Origin of the sequence: Streptomyces bambusae (assembly GCF_020532645.1) — a bacterium.
GTDB classification, from domain to species: domain Bacteria; phylum Actinomycetota; class Actinomycetes; order Streptomycetales; family Streptomycetaceae; genus Streptomyces; species Streptomyces bambusae.
Genome location: NZ_JAJAUZ010000014.1, coordinates 1 through 25,308, shown reverse-complemented (window position 1 = coordinate 25,308; position 25,308 = coordinate 1). Strand labels below are relative to the sequence as shown.

Sequence of the window (25,308 nt, the reverse complement as noted above, 5' to 3'; positions counted from 1 at the left end):
CCCGCGCGGCCGGCTCAGGCGGCCCGGCCGATCAGGGAGCGCACGTTCGAGGCGTACGGGGCGAGCGCCTGGGCCAGTGCGTCCGGGATGAGCGAGGGCACGGTGGCGGTGTTGGGGCCGCGCATGCAGGCGATGCGCTGCCGGCCGCGGGCCACGAGGGTCTCGGTGCCGTCCTCGGAGAGCTTGACGTAGTCGAAGGTGAACTCCAGCTGGGTCTGCGCCTGCTCGGTCAGCCGCATCCGGATCGACAGCTCGTCGAAGGCGGTGATCTCGGCGAAGAACTCGCAGTCCACCTTGAGGGTGAAGAGCTTCAGGTCGTCCTGGACGTCGGCCAGGACCGCGGGCGCCTTCTGCTTCAGGAACAGCTCCCGGCAGCGGCCCTGCCAGCGGAGGTAGTTCACGTAGTACACGTTGCCGACGAGGTTGGTCTCCTCGAAGCCGACGGTGTGACGGTACTCGAAGTAGTCGGTGGTGGCGGTCGCGGTCATGGCAGGTGTCCTTCGTGTCGTCGTATGGGTTCCGGTGGGTGCGTCGAGGTCCGGTGAGACCAGGTGGTACGGGGTGCAGTCGTGCAGCGGGGCGGGTGGTGCGGACGTTCGAGGGGGAGTTGCTTGAAACAACTCACCTGGCGGACACATCCGCCCGGAGCGATCTCTCGCCGCGGACGGGACGTGCCGAGAAGCGGTGCCGTGTGCCGTGGTCCAGCGGTGCTATGGAGCAGGTGCGGTGCATCGAGCAGGTGCGGTGCATCGAGCGGGTGCGTGCGTCGAGCAGGTGCGGTGCGTCAGGCCGTGCGGTGCGTCGGGCCGGTGCGTGGCGCCGGCCGGCCCGTCCGCTGCGTCAGCGGTTCGTGAGCCCGTCCACCAGCGGCAGTACGCCCCTGCGGCCGGCCTTGCCGCCGCTCGGCGCGGGGGCGCCGTAGGTGACGTCGACGCCCTTCTCCCGGGCCGCGGCCACGATGCCGGGGACGGCCCGTTCCGCGAGGGCGGAGATGGTCATCGCCGGGTTCACCGTCAGCGCGCCGGGGACGGACGAGCCGTCGGTGACGAAGATCCCGGGGTGGCCGCGCAGTTCGTTGCGGTCGTCGAGGGCGGACGTGTGCGGGTCGTCACCCATCCGGCAGGAGGCGAGCGGGTGCACCGTATAGGCGCCGACCAGGTCGTTCGTCCAGGGCATCACCTTGGCCAGGCCGTCCTTCTCGAGGATCTCCTTGACCTCGGCGTCGGACATGTCCCAGGCCTTCTGGGTGTTGCCGGTCGGTTGGTAGCTGAGGTTTCCACGGCCCAGCATCTGCTGGGATATCCGGTGGGCGTTGCCGGTGGCGGGCGGCGGCCCGAAGACTCCTTCGTTGTCGTCCTCGATCATCGTGAAGATGGTCAGCCACGAGGTCCAGCGCTTGAGGATCTCCTTCTTCTCGGCACCGAACCAGGTCGGGCCGGTCGCATCGGGCACCTGGGCGAGGATCGTGCCCAGGCCGGGCGGGAAGTACAGCTGCTCCAGCGAGTAGCGGGTGTATTCGGGCAGGGATCCGTCGAGGCGGTCCCAGTTGGCCACGGTGGGGCCCTTGCCGATCGCGTTGGCCGCGTAGGCCAGGCCGTTGCCGCGGTCGAGGCCGAGCAGGGCGGCGGCCTTCTCCTCGTCGATGATCGCCGTGTTGAGCCGCTCCCCGTTGCCGGAGAAGTAGCGGCCGACCGCGTGCGGCATCGTGCCGAGGTGGGCTTCGCTGCGCTGCAGGATCACCGGCGTGGCGCCGGCTCCGGCCGCGATGACGACGATCTTCGCGTCGATCGTGCCGCTGCCGGCCTGGAGGCGGTAGTCCTCGTCGTGGACGATGTTGAAGTGGACCCGGTAGTCGCCGTCGGGGGTCCGCGAGATGTACTGCACCTCGTGCAGCGGGCGGACCTCGGCGCCGTGGGCGAGTGCCGCCGGCAGGTAGTTGAGCAGCAGCGACTGCTTCGCCTCGAAGCGGCAGCCGGCCATCATGAAGTTGCAGTTGACGCACTTCGTGTTGTCGACGGCGGCGGGCAGCGGGTTGGCGGTGCGTCCGGAGTGGTTGCAGGCCGCGGCCCACAGGCCGCCGGCGTAGCTGACGTCGCTCCAATCCTGCTTCTCGATGGACAGGGACTCCTCGACGCGGTCGTACCAGGGGTCGAGGGTGTCGCGGCTGACCGCCTCCGGCCACATCCGGCGGCCGATGGAGCCGTGCCGGTCGAAGACGAAGCGCGGGGCCCGCGGCATCGCGGCGAAGTAGACGACGCTGCCGCCGCCGACGCAGTTGCCGCCGAGGACGCTCATCCCGTCGCCGACCGTGAAGTCGAAGGCGCGGGTGTAGGACGAGCCGAGCTTGTAGTCGTGCTCGAACTCACTGCTCTGCAGCCAGGGGCCGCGCTCCAGCACGGTGACCTTCGCACCGCCTGCAGCCAGGTGGTACGCGGTGATCGCACCGCCGAAGCCGCTTCCGATGACCAGGACGTCCGTGCGCTCGACGGCGTTGCTCATGCGGGGCTCCCAGAGGCGGTGGTGTCCGGGTGGAGGCGGGCGAATGCGCGGCCGTAGCCGTAGTCCTCGAACTGCACCAGGCCGTCGGCGCCGGGGCGCGGCAGGCCCATCGCGAGGAGGCCGGGGTGGCCGGCGGCCATCGCCTCCGCGGTGTGCAGGTGGGCGGCCGAGTCGTAGGCCATGTTGCAGAAGAGCGAGAGCATCACCCAGAAGTCCTTCTCCGGGTGGCCGGGGGTGGTCAGCCGCTGGATGAGGGCGACCCGGTGCCCGTAGTCGAGGGCCACGAAGGGCGGTACGTCCTCGTCGAGGGCGAGCCCGAGTTCCGCGGCGTAGGCCTCGGCGTGGGTGTTGGCGAGGTCCGCCAGGTCGTCCACTCCGTCGTGGATGCCGGTGGCATCCCAGCGGAGGAGCTCCAGCGCGCCGGCCTCGACCGCGCCGCCGTCGGTGCTGACACCGGCGATCGCGCGGTCTTCGGCCGTTCGCTTCCGCCCCGGGACAATAGTGTCGGCATAGGCCTCCAGGGTCATCGTCCGGTCTTCTTCGCCGTTCGGCGCCACTCGTGCGTTTTCCTCTCGCAAGTCGATCTCCTTCCGTGAGTGCTTCTGAGTGGGTGCCTTGCGGCGTAAATAAAAGCTAGGACTCGCTCCTGCGTTCAAGCAACAAGCCAAAGTCGCACCGAAGGCGGGAGCGACTCACCAGAGTTGCGCCGTCACGGCGGGCCGAGTCCGCGCCCCGAGCGAGCTCAGGGCTAGGCTTCAACCCCGGATGCATTCCTCACCCGCACGTGACATTCCTTCTGCGGCGAGACGTCAGACAGAAGCGCGCCTAGGTCTCATGCTTGGGGGAAACGTGAAAACCGATGACGACGGCTCGGTGCGGCCCGGGACCCCCGTGCACCGCGTGCGGATAGACGAATTGACTCCCGCCGATTCCCCGCGCCTCGGCGGAATCGACAAATCTCATGTACGGCGCCTCGCAGCGGTCTTCTCCTCGCTGCCGCCGGTCCTCGTGCACCGCCCGACCATGCGGGTCGTCGACGGCATGCACCGCATCCGGGCGGCCGGCCTCAAGGGCCTCGACACGGTCGAGGTCCGCTACTTCGAAGGCACCGAGGACCAGGTGTTCCTGCGGTCGGTGGCCGCGAACATCGCCAACGGGCTGCCGCTGTCGGTGGCCGACCGCAAGACGGCGGCCGCCCGGATCCTGGCGTCCGACCCCAGCCTGTCCGACCGGGCGGTGGCCGCGCACGTGGGCCTCGACGCGAAGACGGTGGCGGGGGTGCGGGTGTGTTCAGCCGCGGGATCTCCGCCCTTGAACACCCGGACCGGGGCGGACGGCCGCGCCCATCCGCTGGACCGCACCGCCGAACGGATGCACGCCGCCGAGCTGCTCGCGCAGGACCCGGCGCTGCCGCTGCGCACGGTGGTGGAGAAGACCGGCCTGTCCCTGGGCACGGCGCACGACGTGCGGCGGCGGCTGCTGCGCGGCGAGGACCCGGTGCCGCAGAACCGGCAGGCCGGCGCGCCGGCCACGAAGCGGACGGCCGGGCCCCAGGCGGAACCGGGGGACGCCGAGCGGGCCGCGCAGGCCGCCTACCGGGTGCAGCCGCCCCCGGGGGCCGGCTCGCCGCGCTCCCGCCCGCCGCTGGACACCCTGCGCCGGCTCGCCAACGACCCGTCCCTGCGCCACTCCGACACCGGCCGCGAATTCATCCGCTGGCTGCACGCCCACTTCATCGTCGACGAGGCCTGGCGCAAGCGCCTGGAGGCCGTCCCGCCGCACAGCGTCGATGCCGTCGCCGACCTGGCGCGGCACTGCTCGGACACCTGGCAGCGCTTCGCCGACGAGCTGGCCGTACGCCGGCACGCGAACCTGACGGCGAAGCTCCCGGAACTCCACGCGACTCAGCCAACTCGGCGTTGACGCGCCGTACCGACAGGGAGATACGGTGACCACGACGACCATTGAGCAGGCCGTCCGCCGGGTGATCGGCTTCATGCACGTCAATCTCGGCCAGGATCTGACCATCGACGACATGGCGCGCACCGCGATGTTCAGCAAATTCCATTTCACTCGCATCTTCCGAGATGCGACGGGAACGTCGCCGGGCCGTTTCCTTTCCGCACTCCGCATTCAGGAGGCAAAGCGTCTCCTGACCCATACGGATTTCAGTGTGGCGGACATCAGCAGCCAGGTCGGATACAGCAGCGTCGGTACTTTCAGTTCCCGTTTCAAAGCCTGCGTGGGCCTTTCGCCCAGCGCCTACCGGGAACTCGGCGGAGTCCTGCCGAAATTACCCGCGGCAGCCGTCCGCAACACCTCGGTGGCCCACAGTCTTTCGCTGCGCGGCCGGATCGTGCTGCCGCCCGGCGAGGAGCCGGGCACCATTTTCGTCGGGCTGTTCCCGAGCCGGGTGCGGCAGGGCCGGCCGGTCCGCTGGCTGGTGCTGGACGGACCGGGCGCCTTCGAGCTGCGCGACGTCCCCGGCGGCGTCTGGCACATCCTGGTGCACTCGACCGCGTACGGCCAGGGCGGCGCTCCGGGCCGTGAGGACTCCGGCGTGCTGTCGGTGGGCTCGTACGGGCCCGTGACGGTCCGTCCGGGCGCCCTGCTGCGCCCCACCGAGATCGTGCTGCGCCCGCTGGACGTCCTGGACCCGCCCGTCCTGCTGGCCCGCATCGACCAGGACCCGCCCCGCCCGGGACGCCTGGCGCAGTGACGGGGGCCGCCGCGGCGGCGTTCCGGGCCCACGGGCGCAGTGCCTGGACGCACGGCCCGCAGGGACCGCCCACGACGAGGAGAGCGCCCACGACGAAGGGGCCGGCCGCGGTGGATCCGCAGCCGGCCCCTTCGTCGTGGGCGCTCCCGGGAGGGCTCAGCGCACCGGGTGCACCGTCATCTGCAGTCCGCCGCGCAGCCGCAGCGACAGCATCGCCTCGGCGACCGCCGGGCCGCGCCGTACGCCGCGCAGCTCCAGGTCGCGGGTGAGCAGCGCGGTGACGAACACGGCCTCCATCATTCCGAGGTTGCTGCCGATGCAGAACCGCGGTCCGGCGCCGAACGGGATGTACGCGTACCGGTCCCGGCCGGCCGTGTGCCGGGGGTCGAACCGCTCCGGGTCGAAGCGCTCCGGGTCCTCCCACAGCCGCGGGTTGCGGTGCATGACGTACGGGCAGACCAGCACGTCGGCCTTCTTGGAGACGTGGTAGCCGCCGACCTCGTCGTCCTGCTGGGCGACCCGGGGCAGCACCCAGACCGGCGGGTACAGCCGCATGGCCTCCTGGATGACCTTGGTCGTGTAGACGAGCTTGTGGAGGTCGCCGGCTTCCGGGGTGCGGTCGCCGAGCACGTTGCGGGCCTCGGCGCGCACCTCCTCGCGGACCTCGGGGTGGGTGTCCAGCAGGTGCAGGACCCAGCCGAGGGTGCTGGCGGTGGTCTCGTGGCCGGCGAGGAGCAGGGTGACGAGTTCCTCGCGCAGCCGCTGCCGGACCCGGTCGGGGTGGGGCTCCTGGGACTGGGCGGCGATGATGATGCGGGAGAGCGCGTCGTCGGCGGGTTCCCCGTACGCCATCCGCTCCTGCCGGTCGGCGACGAGGGCGTCGGCGACCCGGTTGAGTTCGCGGCGGGCCCGGCGGAACCTGGCCTGGGCGGGGAACGGCAGCCAGCCCGGGGTCATGCCCTGGGTGACCATCTCCAGCATGGCCTGGTCCTGGACCTCCTCGAAGGCGTGCGCGATCGAGTCGTACTTGCTGACGTCGGTGTCGAGGAGGGTGCGGCCGAGGACGCCGAGGGTGAGGCCGGTGACCTCGTGCAGGACGTCGACGGGCCCCTGGCCCTCGTGGCGGCGCAGCAGGGCGACCAGCTTGACCGCCTCTTCCGCGACGGCGTCGGCCTGGCGGGTGATGCGACCGGGCTTGAAGGCGGGCTGCACCGCCCGCCGCTGGGTCTTCCAGACCTCCCCGTCGCTGGTGAGCAGGCCGTCGCCGAGGACCCGGCGGGCCTGCACCAGGCCGATGCCCTTGTGGTAGTTGTCGGCGTTGTCGGCCAGCACGTGCTTGGCGAGGTCGGGCCGGTTGAAGATGTACAGCTTCTTCGGGCCCATGTTCACGCGGACGGCGTCGCCGAGGGCGGCGGCGTCGCCCATCATGGCCAGCCGGTCCACCGCGAGCTTCTTCAGGAGCCCGGGCAGCGCCCATACGGGTGGGCCCGGTGGGTGCTTCCGGCTCATGCCGCCCTGCCTTCGCTCCGCTCGGCCACGACCTGCCGGAACCGGCCGCCGGCGAAGAGCAGGGCCTCGCTGCCGGCCCGGCGGCCGGCGGTGAGGACCTCGCCGAGGTAGATCGTGTGGTCGCCGCCGTCGTAGACGCGCCACTTCTCGCACTCGAGGTGCGCGACGGCGCCCGCGATCAGCGGCGCAGTGCCGGCCCGGCCCGGCACCCAGTCGACGGCCTCGAACTGGCCGGTGCCGGCGGGCCGGGAGTGGTTGGCGAAGTGCCGGGCCACGTCCTCCTGCCCGGCGCTGAGCACCGAGACGGAGAAGGTGGAGGCCTCCGCGAGCTTCTGGTGCATGACGGCGTCGTTGTTGACGCAGATCAGGACCAGCGGCGGCGCGAGCGAGACGGACGTGAAGGAATTGGCCGTCATGCCCCGGGGCTGCTCCCCGCCGACGGTCACCACGGTGACGCCGGTGGGGAAGGCCCCGAGGACCCCGCGCAACTGCTTTCTGTCATCGATGTCGACGAGCTCCGCGGACGGAGCGGCCATGAGACTCATATCTGCCTCCCTGCCAACGACCGGGGTCCGGCCGCGTAGGGCGCCAGCGCTTGGGCCAGCGCGTCGGGGATCAGGGCGGGGACGGGGGCGCCCGCCGGCCCGCGCAGGCAGACGATGCGCTGCCTGCCGCGGGCCACCGTGACGCCGCCCTGACCTGCCCCCTTGACGTAGTCGAACGTCAAGTCGAACTGCGTGTGGCCGATGTCGGCCACCCGCATGCGGACGGACAGGCGGTCGAGTGCCGCCACCGCCTCGAAGAGCTCGCACTCGACGTGCTGCGTGAACAGCCGCAGACCGCTGCGTCCGGTGTCGAGGTCGTCCCCGACCGCCGTCCCGAACTCCGTTCCGCGCAGGAACAGCTGCCGGCAGCGCGCCTGCCAGCGCAGGTGCTGCACGAAGTCGGCCGTGCCGCCGAGGTCGGTCTCCGCGAAGGCGACCGTGTGCCGGTACTCGAAGTAGCCCGGTCCGTCCGCGTGGCCGGTCATGACGAGGAGGATCCCGTCGTGCCGGCGGACGTGTCGGTGAGGAAGGCGAAGACGCCCGGGTCGAGCGCCCCGCGCAGTGCGGTGACGAAGGTCGCGATGCGCAGCCCGCCGGCGGTGAAGACGACCCAGTTGGGCCGTGCCCCGGGTGCCAGCGTGAGCGGCGCCCCCGCCAGTACCCCCGCCTTCTTCAGGCATTCGACGGCGCTCCACACCCGGGTGGCCGCGGTGTCCGGCGCCTCGCCCGTCTCGGCGGCCACGAGGGCGGCCAGCGGGGCGTGCTCGCCGAGCAGGCCCGCCCACTCCTCCCGGGAGCGGACGTTGACGGCCTCCACGTCGGTGGCCACGGTGCGGTCCGCGACCACGCCGACGGTGACGCCGAGGCCGTGGGCCGCGGAGATCTCCCGGCCGCCGTCGGTCTCGGGCCGGCCGTCGGGCCGGTAGCGGATGTCGGTGGTGTCGCCGAGCGCGCGCTGGACGGCGATCGCCGTCTGCGCCCGCCGGGACTCCACCGAGCCGTCGGTGTCGGGCCCGTCGGGCTCCACCGCGACCGCGATGTGCGTGCCGAGCACCTCCTCCAGGGTGCGTTCCAGGTACGAGCCGAGGAGCGGCTCGACCCAGGGTCCGGCGCCGTCGTTCTTCCGTACGGCGTGCAGGGTGAGGCCGTCCCAGCGTTCGACGACCGTGCCGGCTGCGTCGCGGACCGCGATGTCGTACACGTACGTGTCACCGTCGCGGTAGCGCTCGGTCGCGCAGTAGCGGACCTGTGCCGGTACGTCCACCCCGGCGGCCAGCGGGTACAGTCGCTCGATGCCGGAGGGCAGCAGGGTCGCGTCGGGGACGCAGACCTGGTTGCCGTGCATGAGGGCGTCGCGCATGCCCGGGTCGGCCAGCAGCAGCTGCGCCGGCAGGTACGGGGCGAACCAGCCGTGCGGGGCGCCGAGCGCCACGTCGGCGTCGACGTGCCGGGCGGCGGCCCGGTGGAAGTGCCGCAGCCGCTGGAAGCGGTCGCCCTGGAAGAGGACTCCGCTGCGGTACAGGTCCGCGACGGGCTCCAGCGGGGCGGCCGGCACCCCGGCGGGGACCTGCTCGGGCTTGCCCTCGGGTGCGGGCAGTTCGCCGTAGAGCAGCCGGGCGCGGAAGTGCTCGGCGATGTAGCCGGTGTCCTCCGCGTGGATGGCGACGTCCACGGTGTCGGCGCCGGTCACGGTGGCCGCGATCCGGATCCGGGTGGAGCCGTTGGGCGGCACCACGATGGGCCGCAGGAACTTGGCGCCCTCGATGACGGGGACCTTCTCCCAGCCGGTGGCGGCGTGCGCGACCTGGACCATGGCCTCCATGCCGAGGACGGCGGGGAGCAGCAGGTTCCCGTCGAGGAGGTGGTCGGCCAGGTAGGCGTCGGTGCCGGCGTTGAGTTCGACCTCGGTGACCAGCTCGACGCCGTGGTAGCGCACCAGCGGGGTGCCGGTGAAGCGGAGCAGCGGCAGCTGCGGCAGGTCCTTGCGGACGGTGCCGATGCCTTCGGTGCGGCCGCTGATGACGGTGACGACCGGGGCGTCGGGGTCGCCGATCAGCCGGAGCATGATCTCGACGCCGGCGTCCGGGGAGACCGGGACGATGCCCTCGCGGGACAGCGTCTCGACGACGGAGAGCTTCTCGCCCATGCCGACGCCGGACCAGACCGACCACTCCATGCACAGCGCCCGGCAGCCGGGCTGGTTGCGGGCCACTTCCTCGGTGATGTCGGCCAGCCACTCGTTGGCGGTGGCGTAGTGGGCCTCGCCGCGCAGGCCGGCCCGGCCGATGATGCTGCCGAAAGTGACGAGCAGCTTCAGGTTGCCCTCGCCGACGGCGTCGAGCACGGCCCGCAGGCCGTCGACCTTCGGCGCGAAGGTGCGCCGGAAGTCCTCGATGCCCAGGGAGGTCAGGGCGCCGGGTTCGTTGCGGCCGGCGCCGTGCAGCAGCGCGGTGACCGGGCCGAGCTTGCCGGCGAGTTCGGCGACGGCGGCCGCGACCCGGGCCGGGTCGGTGACGTCGGCGCTGGCGTAGGCGACGGTGACGCCGCTGTCGGCCATCCGGGCGAGGTTGCCGGCGAGGTCCTGGTCCTGCGCCGGGTCGGAGCGGCCGAGGACGGCCAGCCTGGCGCCGGTCTCCTTGGCCACGGCGAGGGCGCACTCGGCGGTGATGCCCTTGCCGCCGCCGGTGACGAGCAGGACGTCGTCGGAGCCGATGACGTGCTCGGTACGGGCGGCCGCCGCGGGCAGGGCCCGCAGGGTCGGGACCCGGCGCACCCCGTCGGCGTCGTAGTGGACCTCGGTGAAGCGGCCGGTGGCCGCGACCTCGGCGACGACGGCGGCGACGGTGTCCGGGCCGGGCTCGGGGGTGTGGACGACGGTGGTCCGCAGGTGGCCTTCCTGGTGGAGGGTCTTGGCGAGGCCGGCGGCGCCGCGGCCGTGCTGCACGAGCACGAACCGCCGCTGCCGGTCGCCGGCCAGCGCCGACTTGGCGGCGTCGAGGGCCTGCTCGATGTGGGCGGCGGGGCAGGCCGGCGGCAGCCAGACCACCACGCCGGCGCCGACGCCGGCGTGCTCCAGGGCTTCCTTGAGCTGCTGCCCGAAGGTGCCCTCGCCGGCGGTGAACAGCTCCCAGTGGCCGTTGTCGCCCGCGGCGCCCGGCACCAGCTCCACCTCGTCGAGGTCCACCGCGAACGGGCGGGCCCACACGGCGGAGCCGGTGACCAGCGGGCCGCTGCCCGAGCCGCTGCCGGCGCCGACCAGTTCCTCCAGGGCCTGGGCCAGCTGCGCCACGGTGGCCGTGGCGAAGTTGGTCGGCACGTGCGCGGCGCCGATCCCGAGCCTGGTGGCGGCCTGGTTGACGATCTGGCCGACGGTGATGGAGCTCATGTGGAGGTCGTCGAGGAGGCTGCTGTCGTCGGCGACGAGCTCCGGCGGCAGTTCGGCGCGCTCGGCGACGAGCGCCCGCAGGACGTCGAGGGCGGACTCGCCCTCGACGGCCGCGGTCCCGTCCGCGGTGTCCTCGCCGGCGGCGTCCGCGCGCGGGGCGCGGCCTGCCGGCAGGCTGATCTCGGGTGCCTGCTCGCAGGGGCTGGTGAGGAAGCTGAACTCGGCGCCGATCTCCAGCGGCCGGGTGAGCCGGTCGCGGAAGAGCCGTTCCAGGATCAGGGGGGCGCCCGCCACGTAGGCGGCGCCGACGACCGACAGCAGGGCCTTGAGCGACTCGTCGTCGGTGTTGAGGGCGACGGCGGGCACGTCCACGGTGGCCGCGGCCATGGAGGAGAGCACCCGGCCGGGGCCGACCTCGACGAAGAGGTCGACGTCCGCGGCGGCCTCCTCGACGGCCTGGGTGAAGCGGACCGGGTCGGTGATCTGGCGGCGCAGCAGCCCGGCGAGGTCTTCGTCCTCGTCGAGGTCGGTGCCGGTGATGGTGGAGACGATCCGCCGGTCGACGGCGCCGAAGTCCGCCTCGTCCAGCCAGGCCCCGAAGGACTCGGCGGCCGGGGCGACCAGCGGCGAGTGGAAGGCGTGCGAGACGGCGAGGCGGGTGCACGTGACGCCGGCCTGCGCGGCCCGCGCGGCGACCGCCTCGACGGCGTCGACGGTGCCGGCGACCACGGTCTGCGCGGGGCCGTTGTAGCCGGAGACGACCACGTCGAGCCCGTCGGTCAGCGGGGCGACCGCCTCGGGGGCGGCGGCGAGCGAGGCCATGGTGCCCGAGGCGCTGTGCTCGGCCATCGCAGCGCCCCGTACCCGGGCGGCTTCCAGCACGCCGGCCGCGTCGAAGGCGCCCGCCCAGTGCAGGGCGGACAGTTCGCCGAGGCTGTGGCCGACGGCGACGTCGGCCTCGATGCCGAGGGCGTCCAGGACCCGCAGGCCCGCGGTGGAGCCGGTGACGATCCGCGGCTGGGCGACGTCGGTGGCGACCATGTCGCCGGACGTGGGCAGGCCCGCCTTGTCGAAGACCTCGGCGGCCTCGGTGAAGCGGCGGCGCAGCGCCCCGCCGCCGGTGCCCTTGCCGGAGCCCTGGCCGGGGAAGAGGAACCCGATCCGGGCGTCGCCCTCGGCGGCCTTGCCGAGGAAGGTCCGGCCGTCCTGGGAGAACAGCGAGGTGGTGCCCTGCCCGACGGCGTCGGCGAGCGACTGCAGCCGCTGCTCGGCGTCCTGCGGGGAGGTGACCACGGCGGCCGCCCGGTAGGGGAGTTCACGCAGGTCCCGCTGGAGGGTGGCGGCGAGGTCGCCGATCTGCCCGTACGAGAGCTGCGCGGCGAAGCCGGCCACCTCGGTGAGGCGGGCGGCCAGCGCGGCCGGGGACTCGCCGTCGACCAGGAGCAGTTCGGCGTCCTGGAGGGAGGCGGCGAGGGTGGTGGCGCGGCGGCTGGGGGCCGGGCGCCGCTTGGGGACGGCCTTGTCGACGACGACGTGGGTGTTGATGCCGCCGAAGCCCATGGCGGTGACGGCGGCGCGCAGCGGGGCGTCCTTGGGCCAGGCCTCGGCCTTGCGCAGCACCCGCAGGTTGGCCTGCTCGTCGGTGAGCAGGTCGTGCGGGTCGACGCAGCCGATGGCAGGCGGCAGCATGGCCGCGTCCACGGCCATGGCGGCCTTGATGAGTCCGGCGACGCCGGCGGCGGCCTTGGTGTGGCCGATCATGCCCTTGATGGAGCTGATCGCGGCGGTCGGTGCCTTGGGGTCCGCCTCGCGGCGGGCGCCCATGATGGCGGTGAGTTCGGTGGCGTCGCCGACTTCGGTGCCGGTGCCGTGGCCCTCGAAGAGGGGCACGGTGTCGGCGCCGAACCCGGCCCGCTCGTAGGCGCGGCGCATGGCGAGCTGGTAGCCGCTGACCTCGGGGCGGGTGATGCCGCCCTGGCCGTCGGAGGCGATGCCCCAGCCGGCGACGGAGGCGTAGATGCGGTGGCCGGCGGCGAGGGCGTCCTCTTCGCGCATGAGGACGACCATGCCGCAGCCCTCGCCGGGCCAGAAGCCGTTGGAGCCGCGGTCGTAGAGCCGCATCTCGCGCTTGGCGAGGGCGCCGGTCTTGGCGAAGCCGATGATCTCGAACGGGTCGATGGACAGGTCCACGCCGCCCGCGATCGCCACGTCGAGGTCGCCGTTGACCAGGCCGGTGGCGGCCGTCGTCACCGACAGCAGCGAGGAGGAGCAGGCGCCGTCGACGGTGTAGCCGCCGCCGTTGAGGTCGAAGTAGTTGCAGATCCGGCCGGCGATGGTGTTGGAGAGGCCGCCGGCGAGGGTGTCCTCGTCGATGGCGGGGAAGGGCTGCTTGTAGGCCTCTTCCACGCCGGCGAGGAAGTCGGCGGTCTTCTCGTCCTCCCAGTCCTCGGCCTTCAGGGCGGCCGCGAGCACCCGGCGTACGTACGGCCAGCGCAGCCGCATCACGTTGGCGCGGGAGAACTCGCCGGTGAGCGTGTTGCCGACGATGACGCCGGTGCGCTCCTTCGGCAGGCCCTCGCCGGCTGCGAACCCGGCGTCGGCCAGGGCGTGCGAGGCGGTCTCCAGGGCCAGCCAGTGGGTGAGGTCGGTGGACCGGTAGGTGCTGCCGGCGATCCGGTGGGCGATGCGGTCGAAGGAGTAGCCCTCCAGGACGGCCGCGTTGCGGGCGTAGAAGCGGTCCGGTGCGGCCGGGTCCGCGTCCCAGTAGTCGGCGAGGTTCATGCGGACGTCGGGCAGGCGGCGGAAGGCCCGCCGGCCGGCGACCGCGTTCTCCCACAGCTCGCGGTGGGTGCTCGCGTCGGGATAGCGGCCTGCCATCCCGACGATGGCGATTCTCGTCACAGGGTCACGCTCACCTTCTCGTTCTTCGCGGCCTCGGCCCGCATGGCCGCGCACTTGCCGTGCTGGCAGGTGCCGGCGGTGCACGGGTCGGTGACCGCGGAGACCGGGGCGGCCGCGACGACCGAGACGGGGATGGTGTCGTCGACGGCGGGCAGCTTGACCGGGGCCTCGACGGACGCCGCGGCGGCGGGCACGGCGGCCGGCGCGGGCGCCGGGACGACGGCGAGCGGCTCGACGGGGCGCAGCGTCGTGGCCTTGGCGGCGGCCGTGCGCTGCTTCTCCTGGAAGTGCAGGCCCCACAGGTACAGGCCGCGGATCAGGCAGACGATCGCGGTGGCGAAGAAGATGCCGTACGTGATGTTGACGGCCATCAGCAGGCCGTAGACGGCTGCGACGCCGGCGCCGAAGGCGATCTGCGAGGACTTCTTCGAGGGCGAGGTGCCCGGGTCGGTGACCATGTAGTTGGTGAAGAGCACGAAGGCGGTGCCCGTCATCATGCCGAGGGCGGCGGGGATGGAGGTGTCGAACATCCAGCCGCGGATGATCGCCTGGAGCGCGAAGCCGACGAGCCAGCCCATGATCAGCGGCATGCGTCCGGTGAGCTTGCCGTTGAGCATGGTGCCGAGGGTGATGATGACCGCCGGGAGGATCCAGTCACCGGGGGCGGTGGTGCCCGTCAGGTACTCGGTGAAGTGGTACGGCGGGGCGATGCTGGCCCACGGGAACAGCACCAGGATGATCATGATGCCGAAGTTCGACGGGTTCATGTAGTGCCGCATCCGGCCCTTGAGCGGGGCGCGCAGCACGTGCTTGGTGCCGACGGCGACGACGACGCCGAACATCATGACCCAGTAGCGGTCGTTGACGTACGTCAGCATGTTCACTGCGAGGCTGGTGATGTGCGCGGGGTACAGGAACTCCACGAGCCCCTTGAACCCGCCGCCGCCGAAGCGCGGCGCGCGGCCCTCGCCCTTGGCGCTGATCCATTCGAGGACGATCTCGGTGGTGTAGCCGGTGGCCACGGCGATGAACGGCCACAGCCAGCCCTGCTCGAAGCCGAGCACGGTGTAGCCGAGGATGTTCAGCACCGAGATGGAGATGGCGAACCGCTTGAGGGCGATGATCACCTTGGGGTCGTGCCGCGGTGCCGCGGCGGGCTTGGCTGGGCTGCCGGCGGCAGCGGCGGGCGCTGCGGTGGGGGTCGTCGTCGACACGGTCGTCACTTCTCCTTGGCCTCGGTGCCGAGCTGGACCGAGTGCCAGCCGGGGCTCAGCGAAAGAGCCTGCTTGCGGACCTGGCCGGTCGCGTCCCGCCAGGAGATGTTGGCCTGGACGGGCCCGCTGACCTTGCCGAGGCCGATGTGGACGTCGGTGCTGCGCTTTCCGGAGTGGCCGCTGCCGCCGTCGACGCGGCCGAGCAGCTTCTTCCCGTCGGGGAAGGCGACCGTCACCTGGGCGCCGACCACCGGGGAACCCTTCTCGTCGACCAGCTTCAGGCCGAGGAAGTCGTTCTGGGCGGGGCTCAGGTTGCAGTAGAAGACCGGGGCGTCCCACTGGCGGGCCACCACCATGTCCAGGCGCCCGTCGCCGTCGGCGTCACCGGTGGCGATGCCGCGGGTGGGGACGGGCACGTCCAGCCCGAGCTCCTTGGAGATCGAGTCGTACTTGTCCCCGTTGCGGGTCCAGAAGCGCAGGAACTGGTCGCCGGCGAGGTCGTCGCCCGCTTCCACCTTCGGCCACCAGTACGGGTGCCGCAGCAGCTGGTCGTTGGCGGTGGCGAGCTCCTGGAGCTGCGCCCAGCGGCTGCGCTTGCCCTTCACGAAGCCGGTGGCCTGGGTGATCTCCGGACGGCCGTCGTTGTCGAAGTCGGCCATCTTGGCGTCCCAGCCCCAGCCGGACCAGGCGGTGTTGAGGGAGGCGCTGTCGTCCTTCCAGGGCGCCTTGCCGTCGCTCATCTTGCTGTGCAGGTCGTCGATGCTCTTCGCCTTGCTGATGAAGGTGTAGTTCGACTCCTGGATGCCGAAGGAGGTCGTGATGTTCGACAGGAAGGCGTCGAGGATGCCGTCGCCGTTCAGGTCGGCCCAGTCGATGCCCATGCCCTTGAACGAGCTGCGGCCGATCTCCTTCGACTTCGGCATCAGGCCGTTGTGGGCGGCCTTGACCTCCTTGAACTTGAGGTTGCCGGGCGTGGAGCGGTTGTGCAGCAGCGTGGTGGAACCGAAGTCGAGGCCGAGGTACAGCTCGGGCAGCAGGTCGCCGTCGACGTCGGTGGCGGAGGCGGCCAGGGTCCAGCCCTTGGCGCGGCCCTTGGGGACGACGTCGGTGCCGGGGATCTGCTTGTAGCCGCCGGCGGCGGTCCGCAGGAAGAAGTGCCCGCCGCCGCCGTTCTGGGCGTGCGACATGGAGTCGTTCATCGTGACCCCGCCGTCCTTCGTCCAGTCCAGGACGGGGCTCTCGGGGAAGTAGTTGCCGATGTAGATGTCCTTGCGGCCGTCGCCGTCGAAGTCGGCGACCGCGGCCGCGTTGGAGTTCCACAGCGGGCCGGTGTAGATGCTGCCGCCGTTGCCCGGGACCAGCTCGACCGGCTCGAAGCACTCGGCCTTGGGCGCCATCTTCTTGTCCCAGGCCTCCTTCTTCTGCTGGAAGATCACCGGGGTGCGGCCCCAGTAGTAGACGAGCAGGTCGGTGGCGCCGTCCTCGTTGTAGTCACCGGGGACGCAGCCGATGGGGGCGCTGTACTTGCTCTTCGGCAGCGGCGCCGGGTCGAGCACGAACGGCTCGTACGAGGCGCTCTTGCGGCCGGGGACCGGCGCCGGGGTGACGACCGCCTGGTCGATGCGCGGGTCGGTGATGCACAGGTCGTTGGGGAGCCCGTCGTTGTCGATGTCGTTCATGGCGACGCCGGCGCCGACCGAGGAGATCCACGCCTCGATGTGCTTGTACGCCTTGTTCACCTTGCGGACCGTCTGCTGCTTGTAGCCGGCCGGCATGGCGATGGACATCGGCTCGAATGCGAAGGACTTCGCGAGGTCGCGCTTTTCCGCGGCCGAGGACTCGTCCGGCTGCACCGCGTAGAAGACGCTCACCATGAGGGCGAGTGCGACGATTCCCGCGGACTGCTTGCGCAGCCAGGAGACTGGTTGCTGTGTCATGCGCTCGCGCCCTTCTGGGAATACGCGGGAACGGAAATACGCTCGGCGATCTGCTGCCGCCACGTTTCGAAGGCGGGGATTTCACCGCCGGAGCAGCTTTCGGGACGGGTGTCCAGGCAGACCTGCGCGGCCTCCTCGGGGGTGCGGCCGCCGCACAGCACGCGGGCCGCCATCCGGGTGTGGTCGATCGTCGTACCGGCCTTGACCCGGGCCTCGGAGGCGAAGGCGGAGCCCTGCGCGAGGTTGGGGAGGTGCTTGCCGGCGTGCTCGGCGAAACGCTTCAGCTCCTGCTCGTCGGCGCTGCCCGCGTAGGTGCAGGCGAGGCCGGAGCCGGCGTACAGGTCGCCGTGCCGGTGCTCGGGGTACGCGGCGATCAGCCCGGCCACGACGTCGGGGTCGGTGCCGCCGACGAACCACAGTGCCCGGCCGATGCCCTGGTCGAGCGCCCGCCGGCTGTAGGCGTCCGGGCCGCCCGCCCAGCTGAACTTGTGCTCCAGGTGCGGCTTGCGCACGTAGGCCTCGGTCTTGAAGTACGCCTGGTGGAAGCCGTATCCGTCGAGGATCAGCCAGCGCAGCACGGGGTCGGTCTTCGCGATGTCCGGCCACAGGAACTTCGGCAGCCGGGCCATCGCCCAGCCCACCCCGACCCAGATCATGTAGTCGTGGTTGCGGCCCTCGCCCTCCAGGAGGCCGGTCAGGCGCTTGTCGCTGCCGGAGAGCGAGTCGAGCATGACGGCGCCCATGCCGGCGCCCTCGTACGCGAACCCTCGGTAGGCGACCGGGACGGTCTCCAGCCATTCCTCGGCCTCCGCCGCGGAACGGGCCTCGACGGCATAGGCATAGCCCTGGAGGAACGTGCACCCCACGGTTTCCAGCTGGTTCTTCGCTTCCGGGTTCTTCACGTGGAATCCACGTCGGTCCAGGTGTGTTTCCCGGACATTTGGTGTGAGAACTCGGCGCCTCAGCGCTCGCAACATGGACACGTTCCAAACCGCCCCTCGTGTATTTTTCTCTTTCCCTGAATTTCCCGTGCGAATTACAGAATTCCGATCCAACGATCACGTTCGGCCGACGGGCCGTCCACTCCAGGAATGCTCAAACGGCATTCACGAGGAGCTGCTCGCGCACGGCGGTGCGCCACTGCTCGTACACCGGCACCGGGCCCTGGGAGCCGAGGTCGGGGGTGGCGTCGTCGGCGAGCGCGGCGGCCTGCTCGACGGTCAGTCCGGCCAGCGCGTGCACGGCCGTGCGGGTGTGCTCGGGGACGGTCCGCGAGAAGTGCCGGGCCTTGGCGGCGAACACCGAGCCCTGCCCCAGGTGCCCGCGGTGCTCGCCGCTGGCGGAGTACAGCGCGGCCAGGTCCTCCGGAGTGGAGCAGCCGGCGAAGGTGGCGGCCAGCCCGACGCCGGCCCACAGGTCGGCCCGCCGCTCGGAGGCGAACCGCAGCACGGCCGCGGTCACGTTGTCGACGTGCGCGCCGTGGATGAACCACAGCGCGCGCCCGACCCCCTGGTCGAACGCGCGCTGGAAGTAGCCGGGGTGGCCGTCCCACGGGTACGGACTGTCCAGGCGCTGCTCGTCGATCCAGCGGCGGGTGTCGAAGTACGCCCGGTCGAAGCCGTAGCCGTCGACGGCGAGCCAGCTCATCGGCGGGTAGAACTCGTCGCCGTGCAGCTCCGGCATGATCTTCTTCCACAGCGGACGGGGCAGCTTGGCCATGGCGAAGCCGATGCCGATGTAGTTGAGGAAGATGTGGCGGCGCCCGTTGGCGCCTTCCATCAGCTCCTGGGTGCGGGGGCCGCGGCCCGGGCCCATCACGTCCCGGATGGTGGCGGCCATGGTCGCACCCTCGTACGCGAACCCCTGGAGCTCGGGGTCGACGAGGGAGAGCCGGCGCTCGGTCTCCCACAGGTTGCGGGACTCGATGCCCCACTCGAAGCCGGTGACGACCGCCTGCGGGATGCTCTCCAGCTGGGCGGTGGCCGCCGTCGCCGTGACCGGGAACCCCCGGCCGGCGAAGCTCACGTCGTACAGGGACGGTGCCATGAGGAGCTTGCGGAGAGCTCCCGTTGCCGTTGCCACGTCGCGCCTCCTACGCGGGGCCACCTGGGTTGGTGGCGGGAGGCCCAATCGTCCTCAGCCGCTATAGCACGAGGCATCTTCGGAAGTGCGTAACTCGTTCCGCACTTCAGCCCATTAAGCGGGTCCCGCAGCGACTTTCGGCACTACTTCGGCAAGTCAGCGAATACGCCGAACCGCTACTTCTTCCCCTGCGACATCCCGGTCACACCTTTCACAGTCGAGGCGCACGTGCACATGGCCGTCGCAGCCGATGTGTTCGGCCCGCCGCGGCGGCCCCTCTTCCAACGGCAGATTGCGGTCACCCCACTGCATCAGGGCGATGACGGCGGTGGCGAGATCGCGCCCCATGGGAGTCAACGGGTACTCGTGCCGCACCGGCTTGTCCTGATAGGGCACCTTCTCCATGATCCCGAGCTCCACGAGCCGGGCGAGCCGGGCCGTCAGGACATTACGGGCGATCGGGAATTGCCCCATAAAGCCGTCGAAACGCTTCACGCCGAGCAGCGCGGAACGGACGATCAGCAGGCTCCAGCGCTCGCCGATCACCTCCAGCGAGCGCGCGAGATTGCAGTCCTGGCCTTCATAGGTCCTCTTCAGCATGCTGCCCAAAATAGCGGGTGAGTTGCTTGAAAGGACCCTCTGATTTTCGGCTGACCGAAAGTCCGCAATCCGAAAGAAGCCGCTTCGGGCCGTCCGCTGCTGAGATAGCCTCCGGAAAAATACCGAGGCTGGAGGCCCCCCGATGGCAACCGGAACGCATGCACCGTCCGCCGCGAAGACCGGTTTCATGGAGACGCTCAACAGCAGGTTCCACAAGGTGGGCCTGCGGATCTTCCTGGTCATCGTGCTGGCCCACTGGGCCGAGCACCTCGCCCAGGCCATCCAGATCTACATGCTCGGCTGGAAGGTTCCGGAAGCCCGCGGCGTGCTCGGCGTGCCGTTCCCGTGGCTGGTGAAGTCCGAGTGGATGCACTACGGGTACGCGGTCGTCATGCTCGTCGGCTTCATCCTCTTCCGCCGCGGCTTCACCGGTGCCTCCCGCAAGTGGTGGAACGTCACCCTGGGCATCCAGGTCTGGCACCACTTCGAGCACCTGCTGCTGCTGTGCCAGGCACTGGCCGGCGCGTACATCGCGGGCAAGGCCGTCCCCACCAGCATCCTCCAGCTCGCGTTCCCCCGTGTGGAGCTGCACCTCTTCTACAACGCGATCGTCACCCTCCCGATGATCGTCGCGATGTGGCTGCACACCCGCCGGGACCGGGCGGACAACGCCACCGCCAAGTGCGACTGCGCCCTGACGGCCTGACGGAACGGCAGACCAGGCCATGAGCACCCGCCGCCCCTCCGCATTCGCCGGCTCCCTCCTGCTGGCCTTCGCCTGCCTGCTGGTCTACGTGGCGCTGCCCAACGTGGGCAACGCGGCGCGGGCCGCGATGGCGGACGGGGTGGCGGGCTCGTTCACGGCAAGCCGGCTCACCTGCATCGCCCACCCCGGCCACGAGACCTGCGAGTGGTCCGGCACGTTCAAGTCCGCCGACGGGTCGGTCGAACGCGAGGACATCACCCTGTACGGCAGCGGCCGCGGCTCCCTGGCCGTCGGCCGCTCCGCCGAAGCGGTGGACGTGGGCAACCCGGGCCGGGTCTACCGGCCCGGGGGCTCCCGCGAATGGATCTTCACCGCGGCCCTCCTCCTGGTCGGCTACGGCCTCCTGGCCCTCCTGGCCCACCGCCACCTGATGCCACCGCGCACCCGCGCCCGCGCCTGAGGCGCCCCGGCCCCGGCCCCGGCCCCGGAAAAGATCCCCGGATTTCCCTCCACCACCGTGTAGAGACCCCGGCCCCGGCTCCGACTTACGGGTGACAGCGCGCCACAACGGCGCCGCACCCGCACCGACAGGAGCCAGCCATGGGCCGCCTCATCCACTTCGTCCACCAGTCCCTCGACGGCTTCATCGAGGGCCCCGGCGGCGAGTTCGACTGGCCGGCCATGGGCCCGGAGCTCTCCGCGTACTCCCACGAGCTGACCTCGGGCGAGAACACGGTGTTCCTGTACGGCCGGAAGGTCTGGGATCTGATGTCGGGCTTCTGGCCGAAGGCCGAGGAGTACTCGACCCACGAGCACGACCTCGCGTTCGCCCCGCTCTGGCGCAAGGCCCCCAAGGTCGTCGTGTCCCGCACCCTGGAGAAGGCCGACTGGAACACCCGGGTGATCGGCACGGACGTCGTCGCGCAGCTGACCGCCCTCAAGGAGTCCGGCGCCGACCTGGTCCTGTTCGGCGGCTCCGAACTGGCCACGTTCCTCACCGGGCACGGCCTGGTCGACGAGTTCCGGATCTGCGTGCACCCGGTGGTCCTGGGCGGTGGCAAGCCCGTCTTCCGCGAGCAGGACCGGCGCACCGGCCTGGAGCTCGTCGAGACCCGCACGTTCGACTCGCGGGTCGTCCTGCTCAGGCACCTGCGGCAGGCTGACGCGCAGGCGTGAGCCGTGCCGCCCGGCCCTCCAGGTGCCGGCGCTCCGGCGCACTGGCCGTGCCCCGGGCCGCCGCCCGGAAGGCGTCCGCGGCCGCCGCGTCCCGGCCGAGGAGTTCCAGCAGGTGACCCCGGGTGGCCGCGAGCCGGTGGTGGGCCGCGACCCGCGGGTCCCCGGCCAGCTCGTCGAGCACCCCGAGCCCGGCGGCCGGGCCGTGCACCATGGCCACGGCGACCGCCTTGTTGAGCGTGGCCACCGGGTTCGGCTCCACCCGTTCCAGCAGCTCGTACAGGGCGAGGACCTGCGGCCAGTCGGTGTCCCCGACGCTCTCCGCCTCGTCGTGGACGGCGGCGACGGCCGCCTGCAGCTGGTACGGGCCGACCCGGCCGCGCGGCAGGGTCCGGCCGATCAGCTCCGTGCCCTCCTCGACCAGCGCCCGGTTCCACCGCGTCCGGTCCTGTTCGGCCAGGGGCACCAGGTCCCCGCCGGGCCCGGTCCGGGCCGGCCGGCGCGCCTCGGTGAGCAGCATCAGGGCCAGCAGTCCGGCGGTCTCGCAGTCGTCGGGCACCAGCCGGTGCAGCAGCCGGGCGAGCCGGATCGCCTCGGCGGACAGCTCCGGCGCGGTCAGGTCCGCCCCGCCCGCCGCCGTGTAGCCCTCGTTGAACACCAGGTAGAGGACGTGCTGCACCTCGGCCAGCCGGGCCGTGGCCGCATCCCCCTCGGGCACCGCGAACCGCAGGCCGGAGTTCTTCACGGTCTGCTTGGCCCGGCTGATCCGCTGGGCCATGGTCGCCTCGGGCACCAGGAAGGCGGCGGCGATCTGCGTGGTCGTCAGGCCGCCGACGGCGCGCAGGGTGAGCGCGACCCGGCTCGGCGAGGACAGCGCGGGATGGCAGCACAGGAACAGCAGGGCGAGCGAGTCGTCCCGGTCGGTCTCCGGCATGCGTCGGCCTCCGGGCCGGGCAGCGCGGACGGCGGCCGGGCCTGCGCCAGGGCGTCCTCGCGCCGCCGCCGGGCCGACTCCCGGCGCAGCTCGTCGACGAGGCGGCGGGTGGCGACGGTGTACAGCCAGCCCCGCGGGTTGCCGGGGACGCCCTCGGCGGGCCACTGCCGTGCGGCCGCCAGCAGCGCCTCCTGCACGGCGTCCTCGCACGCGTCGAAGTTCCCGTACCGCCGCACCAGGGCGCCGAGGACCGGCGGCGCCGCCTCCCGCAGCAGCTCCTCGTACCCCTGCGGTCCGCTCACGCGCCGCCGCCGTCCGCGTCCCCGTCCCCGCCCGCATCCCCGTCCGCGTGCAGCACGGGCCACAGCTCCACCGGCCGGACGTCGGCGAACGGCAGGTCGGCGGCGATCTCCTGGGCCCGCTGCGGCCCCGCGCAGTCCAGCAGGTAGAAGCTCGCGAGGTACTCCTTGGTCTCCAGGTAGGGGCCGTCGGTGACCGCCGGCAGCCCGCCCTCGCGGCGCACCAGGCGGGCCGCGGACGCGTCCGCCAGGCCGTAGGCGCCGAGCAGTTCGCCGCTCTCCCGGTACTTCCGGTTGAACGCCTCCTGCCGGGCGAGCGCAGCGGGCCACTCCTCGGCGGGGACCGTGTCCCACAGCTCCTGGTTCCCGTAGATCATCGCGACGTACTTCAACGCCGGCTTCCTTCCGTGGTGCTCGTGCAGTACTTCCGTGCGGACGTGCAAAAGGCCCCGCTCCTGCGTTACGGGGGGATGGAGAACGCAGGAGCGGGGCGGTCGGGCGTTCAGGCGGTGCGGACCGCGGCCATCGCGGCGTCACCGGGCAGCTCCAGGCGGCTGTACGCGTAGGCCACCGACACCAGCGTCATGTGGTGGTGCCACCCCGGGTACGACCGGCCTTCGAAGTCGAGCAGGCCGAAGTCCTGCTCCAGGGTCTGCACGGTCGCCCCGGCACGCCGGTGCAGCTGCGCCAGCGCCACCAGTTCCTCGGTGCGCCGGTGCACCATGTTCGTCAGCCACATCCGGGTCGAGCGCCGGCCCGCGTACTGCCGGACCGCGAACAGCCGGTACGTGTGCTGCTGCGCCTGCCGGCCGAGCCGCGCCTCCGGCAGCCGCACCAGGCCCGTCATCACGGACGCCCGGCCCGGCCGGCCCTCGCGGCCGGCCACCCCGATGGAGTCCATCCGCAGGTGGCTGCCGGTCTTCAGCTCGAAGAACCGCTGCGCCTCGACGGCCGCCGGCATGTCCCCGGCGTACGCCTGGTTCGCCATCAGGTGCGAGCCCGGCACCACCGGCGTACGGCCGGACACCGCGACGACGAAGTCGCGGCCCCGCGCGCTCAGCCCCCGCACCAGGGAGGCGGCGCCCGCGTGCGAGCTGAGGTCGGCGACGATCGGCGGCGCGCTCAGGTGCGTCCCGGCGCCCATGCCGTCGACGAGGTCCAGCGCGTGCTGCTCGATGGCCCGGTGCGCGACGCCGGCCGGCACCCGGGCGCGGGACCGGCGCGCCTCGTCGGTGGCCCAGCTGCCGGGCAGCAGCAGCCCCCAGTCGGTGGGCACCGAGTCGGTGCCGTTGGTGAGGAACGCCCCCACACCGACCTGGCAGTTCACCGAGCGGCCGGTCTCCGGCACGAAGCGCCGGTGCACCCCGCAGGAGTGGTCGCCGCGCTTGCGCAGCACCGCGGCCTCCAGCACCCAGGCCTTCGGCGCCAGCCGCCGCTCGACCCAGCGCATCAGCTCGGTGCGCGCCGGCGCCCACTCCCAGGGGCTGGCGTTGACGAACTGGTGCATCGACTGCGAGGCGGTCGGGGAGTCGGACACGGTCGCCGCGATGCGGCGTACGGACTTCTTGCCCTCCGTCGTCAGCAGGCCCTGGAGGTACGCCTGGGCCCAGTGCCGCTGATCGGCGCGCGGCAGGTGCCCGAAGATCTGCTCGGTTATCACGGACACCGGCACCCGAGCACGGGTCAGGTCGTTGGCTGCCATGGCACGTTCCCCTTCTCCATCAACCGTCCAGGCGAACACGCTGATTAGCATAGCGATCGTTCTCTTTTTTTCCAGCGGTCGGCACAGTGGGGTTCCCGGCGCGGGCCGTTCGCCGCCACTTCGCCAAGTCGGAGGCACTTCGGCAACTCTGCGTTGCCTTCGGCCCGCGGATCCGCGCACGCTGGGACGAATCCCCCCCGGAGTGATCATGGTGAAGCAGGAAAGGGCCGCGAGGAGCCGCAGTTCCCTCGTCCGCGCCGCAGCCGAGCAGTTCGACCGCGACGGCTATGCCGGTGCGTCCCTGTCGCGGATCTGCAGAGCGGCCGGCATCTCCAGCGGCGGCCTGACGTTCCACTTCTCGTCGAAGGAGGAGCTCGCACGCGCAGTGGAGGAGGTCGGGAACGCAGCGGTCGGGACGGCCGTCGAGCGGATCCGCACCCGCCGCACGCCCCCGCTGCGCCGGCTGGTGGCCCTCACCCTGGAGCTGACCCGGCTGGTCGAGAACGACCCGGCGGTACGGGCCCTCGTACGCCTGGAGCGGGAGCGCCCCGGTGCCCCGCAGTGGTCGGACCTGTGGGTGCCTGCCGCCCGCGATCTGGTCCGGCAGGCGCGTGACGAAGGCCGGTTGCGGCCGAGCGCGCACCCCGAGACGGTGGCGGCGCTGGCCGCGCACCTGGTGACGGGCGCGGAGATCCTGGCCCGCCGGCAGCGCGACACCGGCGCGCCCGCGCCGGCGGAGGGCAGCGGCGAACTGCTGGAGCGGATCTGGCGGCTGGTCCTCACCGGCATCCTGGCCCCCGCCGAGGACGCCGAGGACGTCCTCGTGCCCGACCCTGCGGACCACGCCGCCGACGGCGGTCCGGCGCCGGCCTCCCCCGACGGTTCCGCATCCGCCGCCCCGGCCAACGGCACCGGTCCCGCGGGCGCCACCACCGGCGGCACGGGCGCCGCGGCCTTCTCCGCGCCCCGCCCCGGCCGGGGCCGGCGCCCGGACACCACCCGCAAGGGCCGCCCGGCGCCGACCGCGGCACCGGGCTCCTGAACCCCGCGTGGGGGGGGGGGGGGGGGGGGGGGGCGCCCCCGCCCCCCCCCCCCCCCCCCGG

Annotated in this window: 20 protein-coding genes and 1 pseudogene; 6 read left to right on the top strand and 15 right to left on the bottom strand. The window is 72.1% G+C overall.

All coding sequences use genetic code 11. The features are described from left to right. Positions 1–14: 14 nt before the first annotated feature. The 3 genes from LG634_RS12405 to LG634_RS12395 all read right to left on the bottom strand — a co-directional run bounded on the left by LG634_RS12405 (position 15) and on the right by LG634_RS12395 (position 3,026). Complete coding sequence (locus LG634_RS12405) at positions 15–488, bottom strand: acyl-CoA thioesterase (protein ID WP_226733805.1); 474 nt, start codon at positions 486–488, stop codon at positions 15–17. A 352-nt stretch (positions 489–840) separates the two neighbouring features. Then, a complete protein-coding gene (locus tag LG634_RS12400; protein WP_226733804.1) occupies positions 841–2,499 on the bottom strand; it encodes an FAD-dependent oxidoreductase in 1,659 nt (552 codons plus the stop codon). Next, complete coding sequence (locus tag LG634_RS12395) at positions 2,496–3,026, bottom strand: DUF5987 family protein (protein WP_226733908.1); 531 nt, start codon at positions 3,024–3,026, stop codon at positions 2,496–2,498. The genes LG634_RS12400 and LG634_RS12395 overlap by 4 nt, the downstream gene beginning before the upstream one ends. Before the next feature lie 322 nt (positions 3,027–3,348). Between LG634_RS12395 and LG634_RS12390 the strand changes: the two genes are divergently transcribed. Both LG634_RS12390 and LG634_RS12385 read left to right on the top strand, forming a co-directional pair. Beyond that, positions 3,349–4,422 carry a ParB/RepB/Spo0J family partition protein gene (locus LG634_RS12390; protein WP_226733803.1) on the top strand — a complete coding sequence of 358 codons (1,074 nt, stop codon included), beginning with the start codon at positions 3,349–3,351 and terminating at the stop codon, positions 4,420–4,422. A gap of 25 nt (positions 4,423–4,447) precedes the next feature. After that, positions 4,448–5,218: a helix-turn-helix domain-containing protein gene (locus LG634_RS12385; RefSeq protein WP_226733802.1), complete on the top strand. Its 771-nt coding sequence runs from the start codon at positions 4,448–4,450 to the stop codon at positions 5,216–5,218. 156 nt (positions 5,219–5,374) lie between these two features. Here the strand turns inward: LG634_RS12385 and LG634_RS12380 are convergent, their stop codons facing one another. The 9 genes from LG634_RS12380 to LG634_RS12340 form a co-directional block, all read right to left on the bottom strand. Then, complete coding sequence (locus tag LG634_RS12380; RefSeq protein ID WP_226733801.1) at positions 5,375–6,727, bottom strand: cytochrome P450; 1,353 nt, start codon at positions 6,725–6,727, stop codon at positions 5,375–5,377. Beyond that, positions 6,724–7,272: a flavin reductase family protein gene (locus tag LG634_RS12375; protein ID WP_226733800.1), complete on the bottom strand. Its 549-nt coding sequence runs from the start codon at positions 7,270–7,272 to the stop codon at positions 6,724–6,726. The genes LG634_RS12380 and LG634_RS12375 overlap by 4 nt, the downstream gene beginning before the upstream one ends. Next, positions 7,269–7,757, bottom strand: coding sequence for an acyl-CoA thioesterase (locus tag LG634_RS12370; RefSeq protein WP_226733799.1), 489 nt, complete (start codon positions 7,755–7,757; stop codon positions 7,269–7,271). Before LG634_RS12370 ends, LG634_RS12375 begins: the two co-directional genes overlap by 4 nt. Further along, complete coding sequence (locus tag LG634_RS12365; protein ID WP_226733798.1) at positions 7,754–13,558, bottom strand: type I polyketide synthase; 5,805 nt, start codon at positions 13,556–13,558, stop codon at positions 7,754–7,756. Before LG634_RS12365 ends, LG634_RS12370 begins: the two co-directional genes overlap by 4 nt. Next, complete coding sequence (locus LG634_RS12360; protein ID WP_372482415.1) at positions 13,555–14,772, bottom strand: enediyne biosynthesis protein; 1,218 nt, start codon at positions 14,770–14,772, stop codon at positions 13,555–13,557. Before LG634_RS12360 ends, LG634_RS12365 begins: the two co-directional genes overlap by 4 nt. Positions 14,773–14,777: 5 nt before the next feature. Then, positions 14,778–16,646 (bottom strand): CRTAC1 family protein, encoded by a 1,869-nt coding sequence (locus LG634_RS12355; RefSeq protein ID WP_372482416.1) that lies wholly within the window; start codon positions 16,644–16,646, stop codon positions 14,778–14,780. Between the two features lie 59 nt (positions 16,647–16,705). Further along, entirely contained in the window at positions 16,706–17,686 is a 981-nt protein-coding gene (locus LG634_RS12350) for a DUF1702 family protein (RefSeq protein ID WP_226733796.1), read from the bottom strand. A 118-nt stretch (positions 17,687–17,804) separates the two neighbouring features. Further along, on the bottom strand, positions 17,805–18,791 hold the full coding sequence (locus tag LG634_RS12345; protein WP_226733795.1) for a DUF1702 family protein: 987 nt from the start codon (positions 18,789–18,791) through the stop codon (positions 17,805–17,807). Between the two features lie 156 nt (positions 18,792–18,947). Further along, positions 18,948–19,391, bottom strand: coding sequence for a winged helix-turn-helix transcriptional regulator (locus LG634_RS12340; RefSeq protein WP_226733794.1), 444 nt, complete (start codon positions 19,389–19,391; stop codon positions 18,948–18,950). A gap of 142 nt (positions 19,392–19,533) precedes the next feature. Here LG634_RS12340 and LG634_RS12335 point away from each other — a divergent pair, with 142 nt between their 5' ends. The 3 genes from LG634_RS12335 to LG634_RS12325 all read left to right on the top strand — a co-directional run bounded on the left by LG634_RS12335 (position 19,534) and on the right by LG634_RS12325 (position 21,273). Beyond that, on the top strand, positions 19,534–20,097 hold the full coding sequence (locus LG634_RS12335; RefSeq protein WP_226733793.1) for a hypothetical protein: 564 nt from the start codon (positions 19,534–19,536) through the stop codon (positions 20,095–20,097). Between the two features lie 19 nt (positions 20,098–20,116). Continuing rightward, complete coding sequence (locus tag LG634_RS12330; RefSeq protein WP_226733792.1) at positions 20,117–20,557, top strand: hypothetical protein; 441 nt, start codon at positions 20,117–20,119, stop codon at positions 20,555–20,557. A 140-nt stretch (positions 20,558–20,697) separates the two neighbouring features. Next, positions 20,698–21,273, top strand: coding sequence for a dihydrofolate reductase family protein (locus LG634_RS12325; protein ID WP_226733791.1), 576 nt, complete (start codon positions 20,698–20,700; stop codon positions 21,271–21,273). Here the strand turns inward: LG634_RS12325 and LG634_RS12320 are convergent. The 3 genes and pseudogenes from LG634_RS12320 to LG634_RS12310 all read right to left on the bottom strand — a co-directional run bounded on the left by LG634_RS12320 (position 21,239) and on the right by LG634_RS12310 (position 24,205). Next, positions 21,239–22,506 (bottom strand): annotated as a pseudogene (locus LG634_RS12320) (RNA polymerase sigma factor). The gene LG634_RS12325 and the pseudogene LG634_RS12320 overlap by 35 nt on opposite strands. After that, on the bottom strand, positions 22,503–22,895 hold the full coding sequence (locus LG634_RS12315; protein ID WP_226733790.1) for a YciI family protein: 393 nt from the start codon (positions 22,893–22,895) through the stop codon (positions 22,503–22,505). The pseudogene LG634_RS12320 and the gene LG634_RS12315 overlap by 4 nt, the downstream one beginning before the upstream one ends. A gap of 110 nt (positions 22,896–23,005) precedes the next feature. After that, on the bottom strand, positions 23,006–24,205 hold the full coding sequence (locus LG634_RS12310; RefSeq protein WP_226733789.1) for an IS701 family transposase: 1,200 nt from the start codon (positions 24,203–24,205) through the stop codon (positions 23,006–23,008). A gap of 208 nt (positions 24,206–24,413) precedes the next feature. Between LG634_RS12310 and LG634_RS12305 the strand changes: the two genes are divergently transcribed. After that, positions 24,414–25,247 carry a ScbR family autoregulator-binding transcription factor gene (locus tag LG634_RS12305; RefSeq protein ID WP_226733788.1) on the top strand — a complete coding sequence of 278 codons (834 nt, stop codon included), beginning with the start codon at positions 24,414–24,416 and terminating at the stop codon, positions 25,245–25,247. Positions 25,248–25,308: the final 61 nt, after the last annotated feature.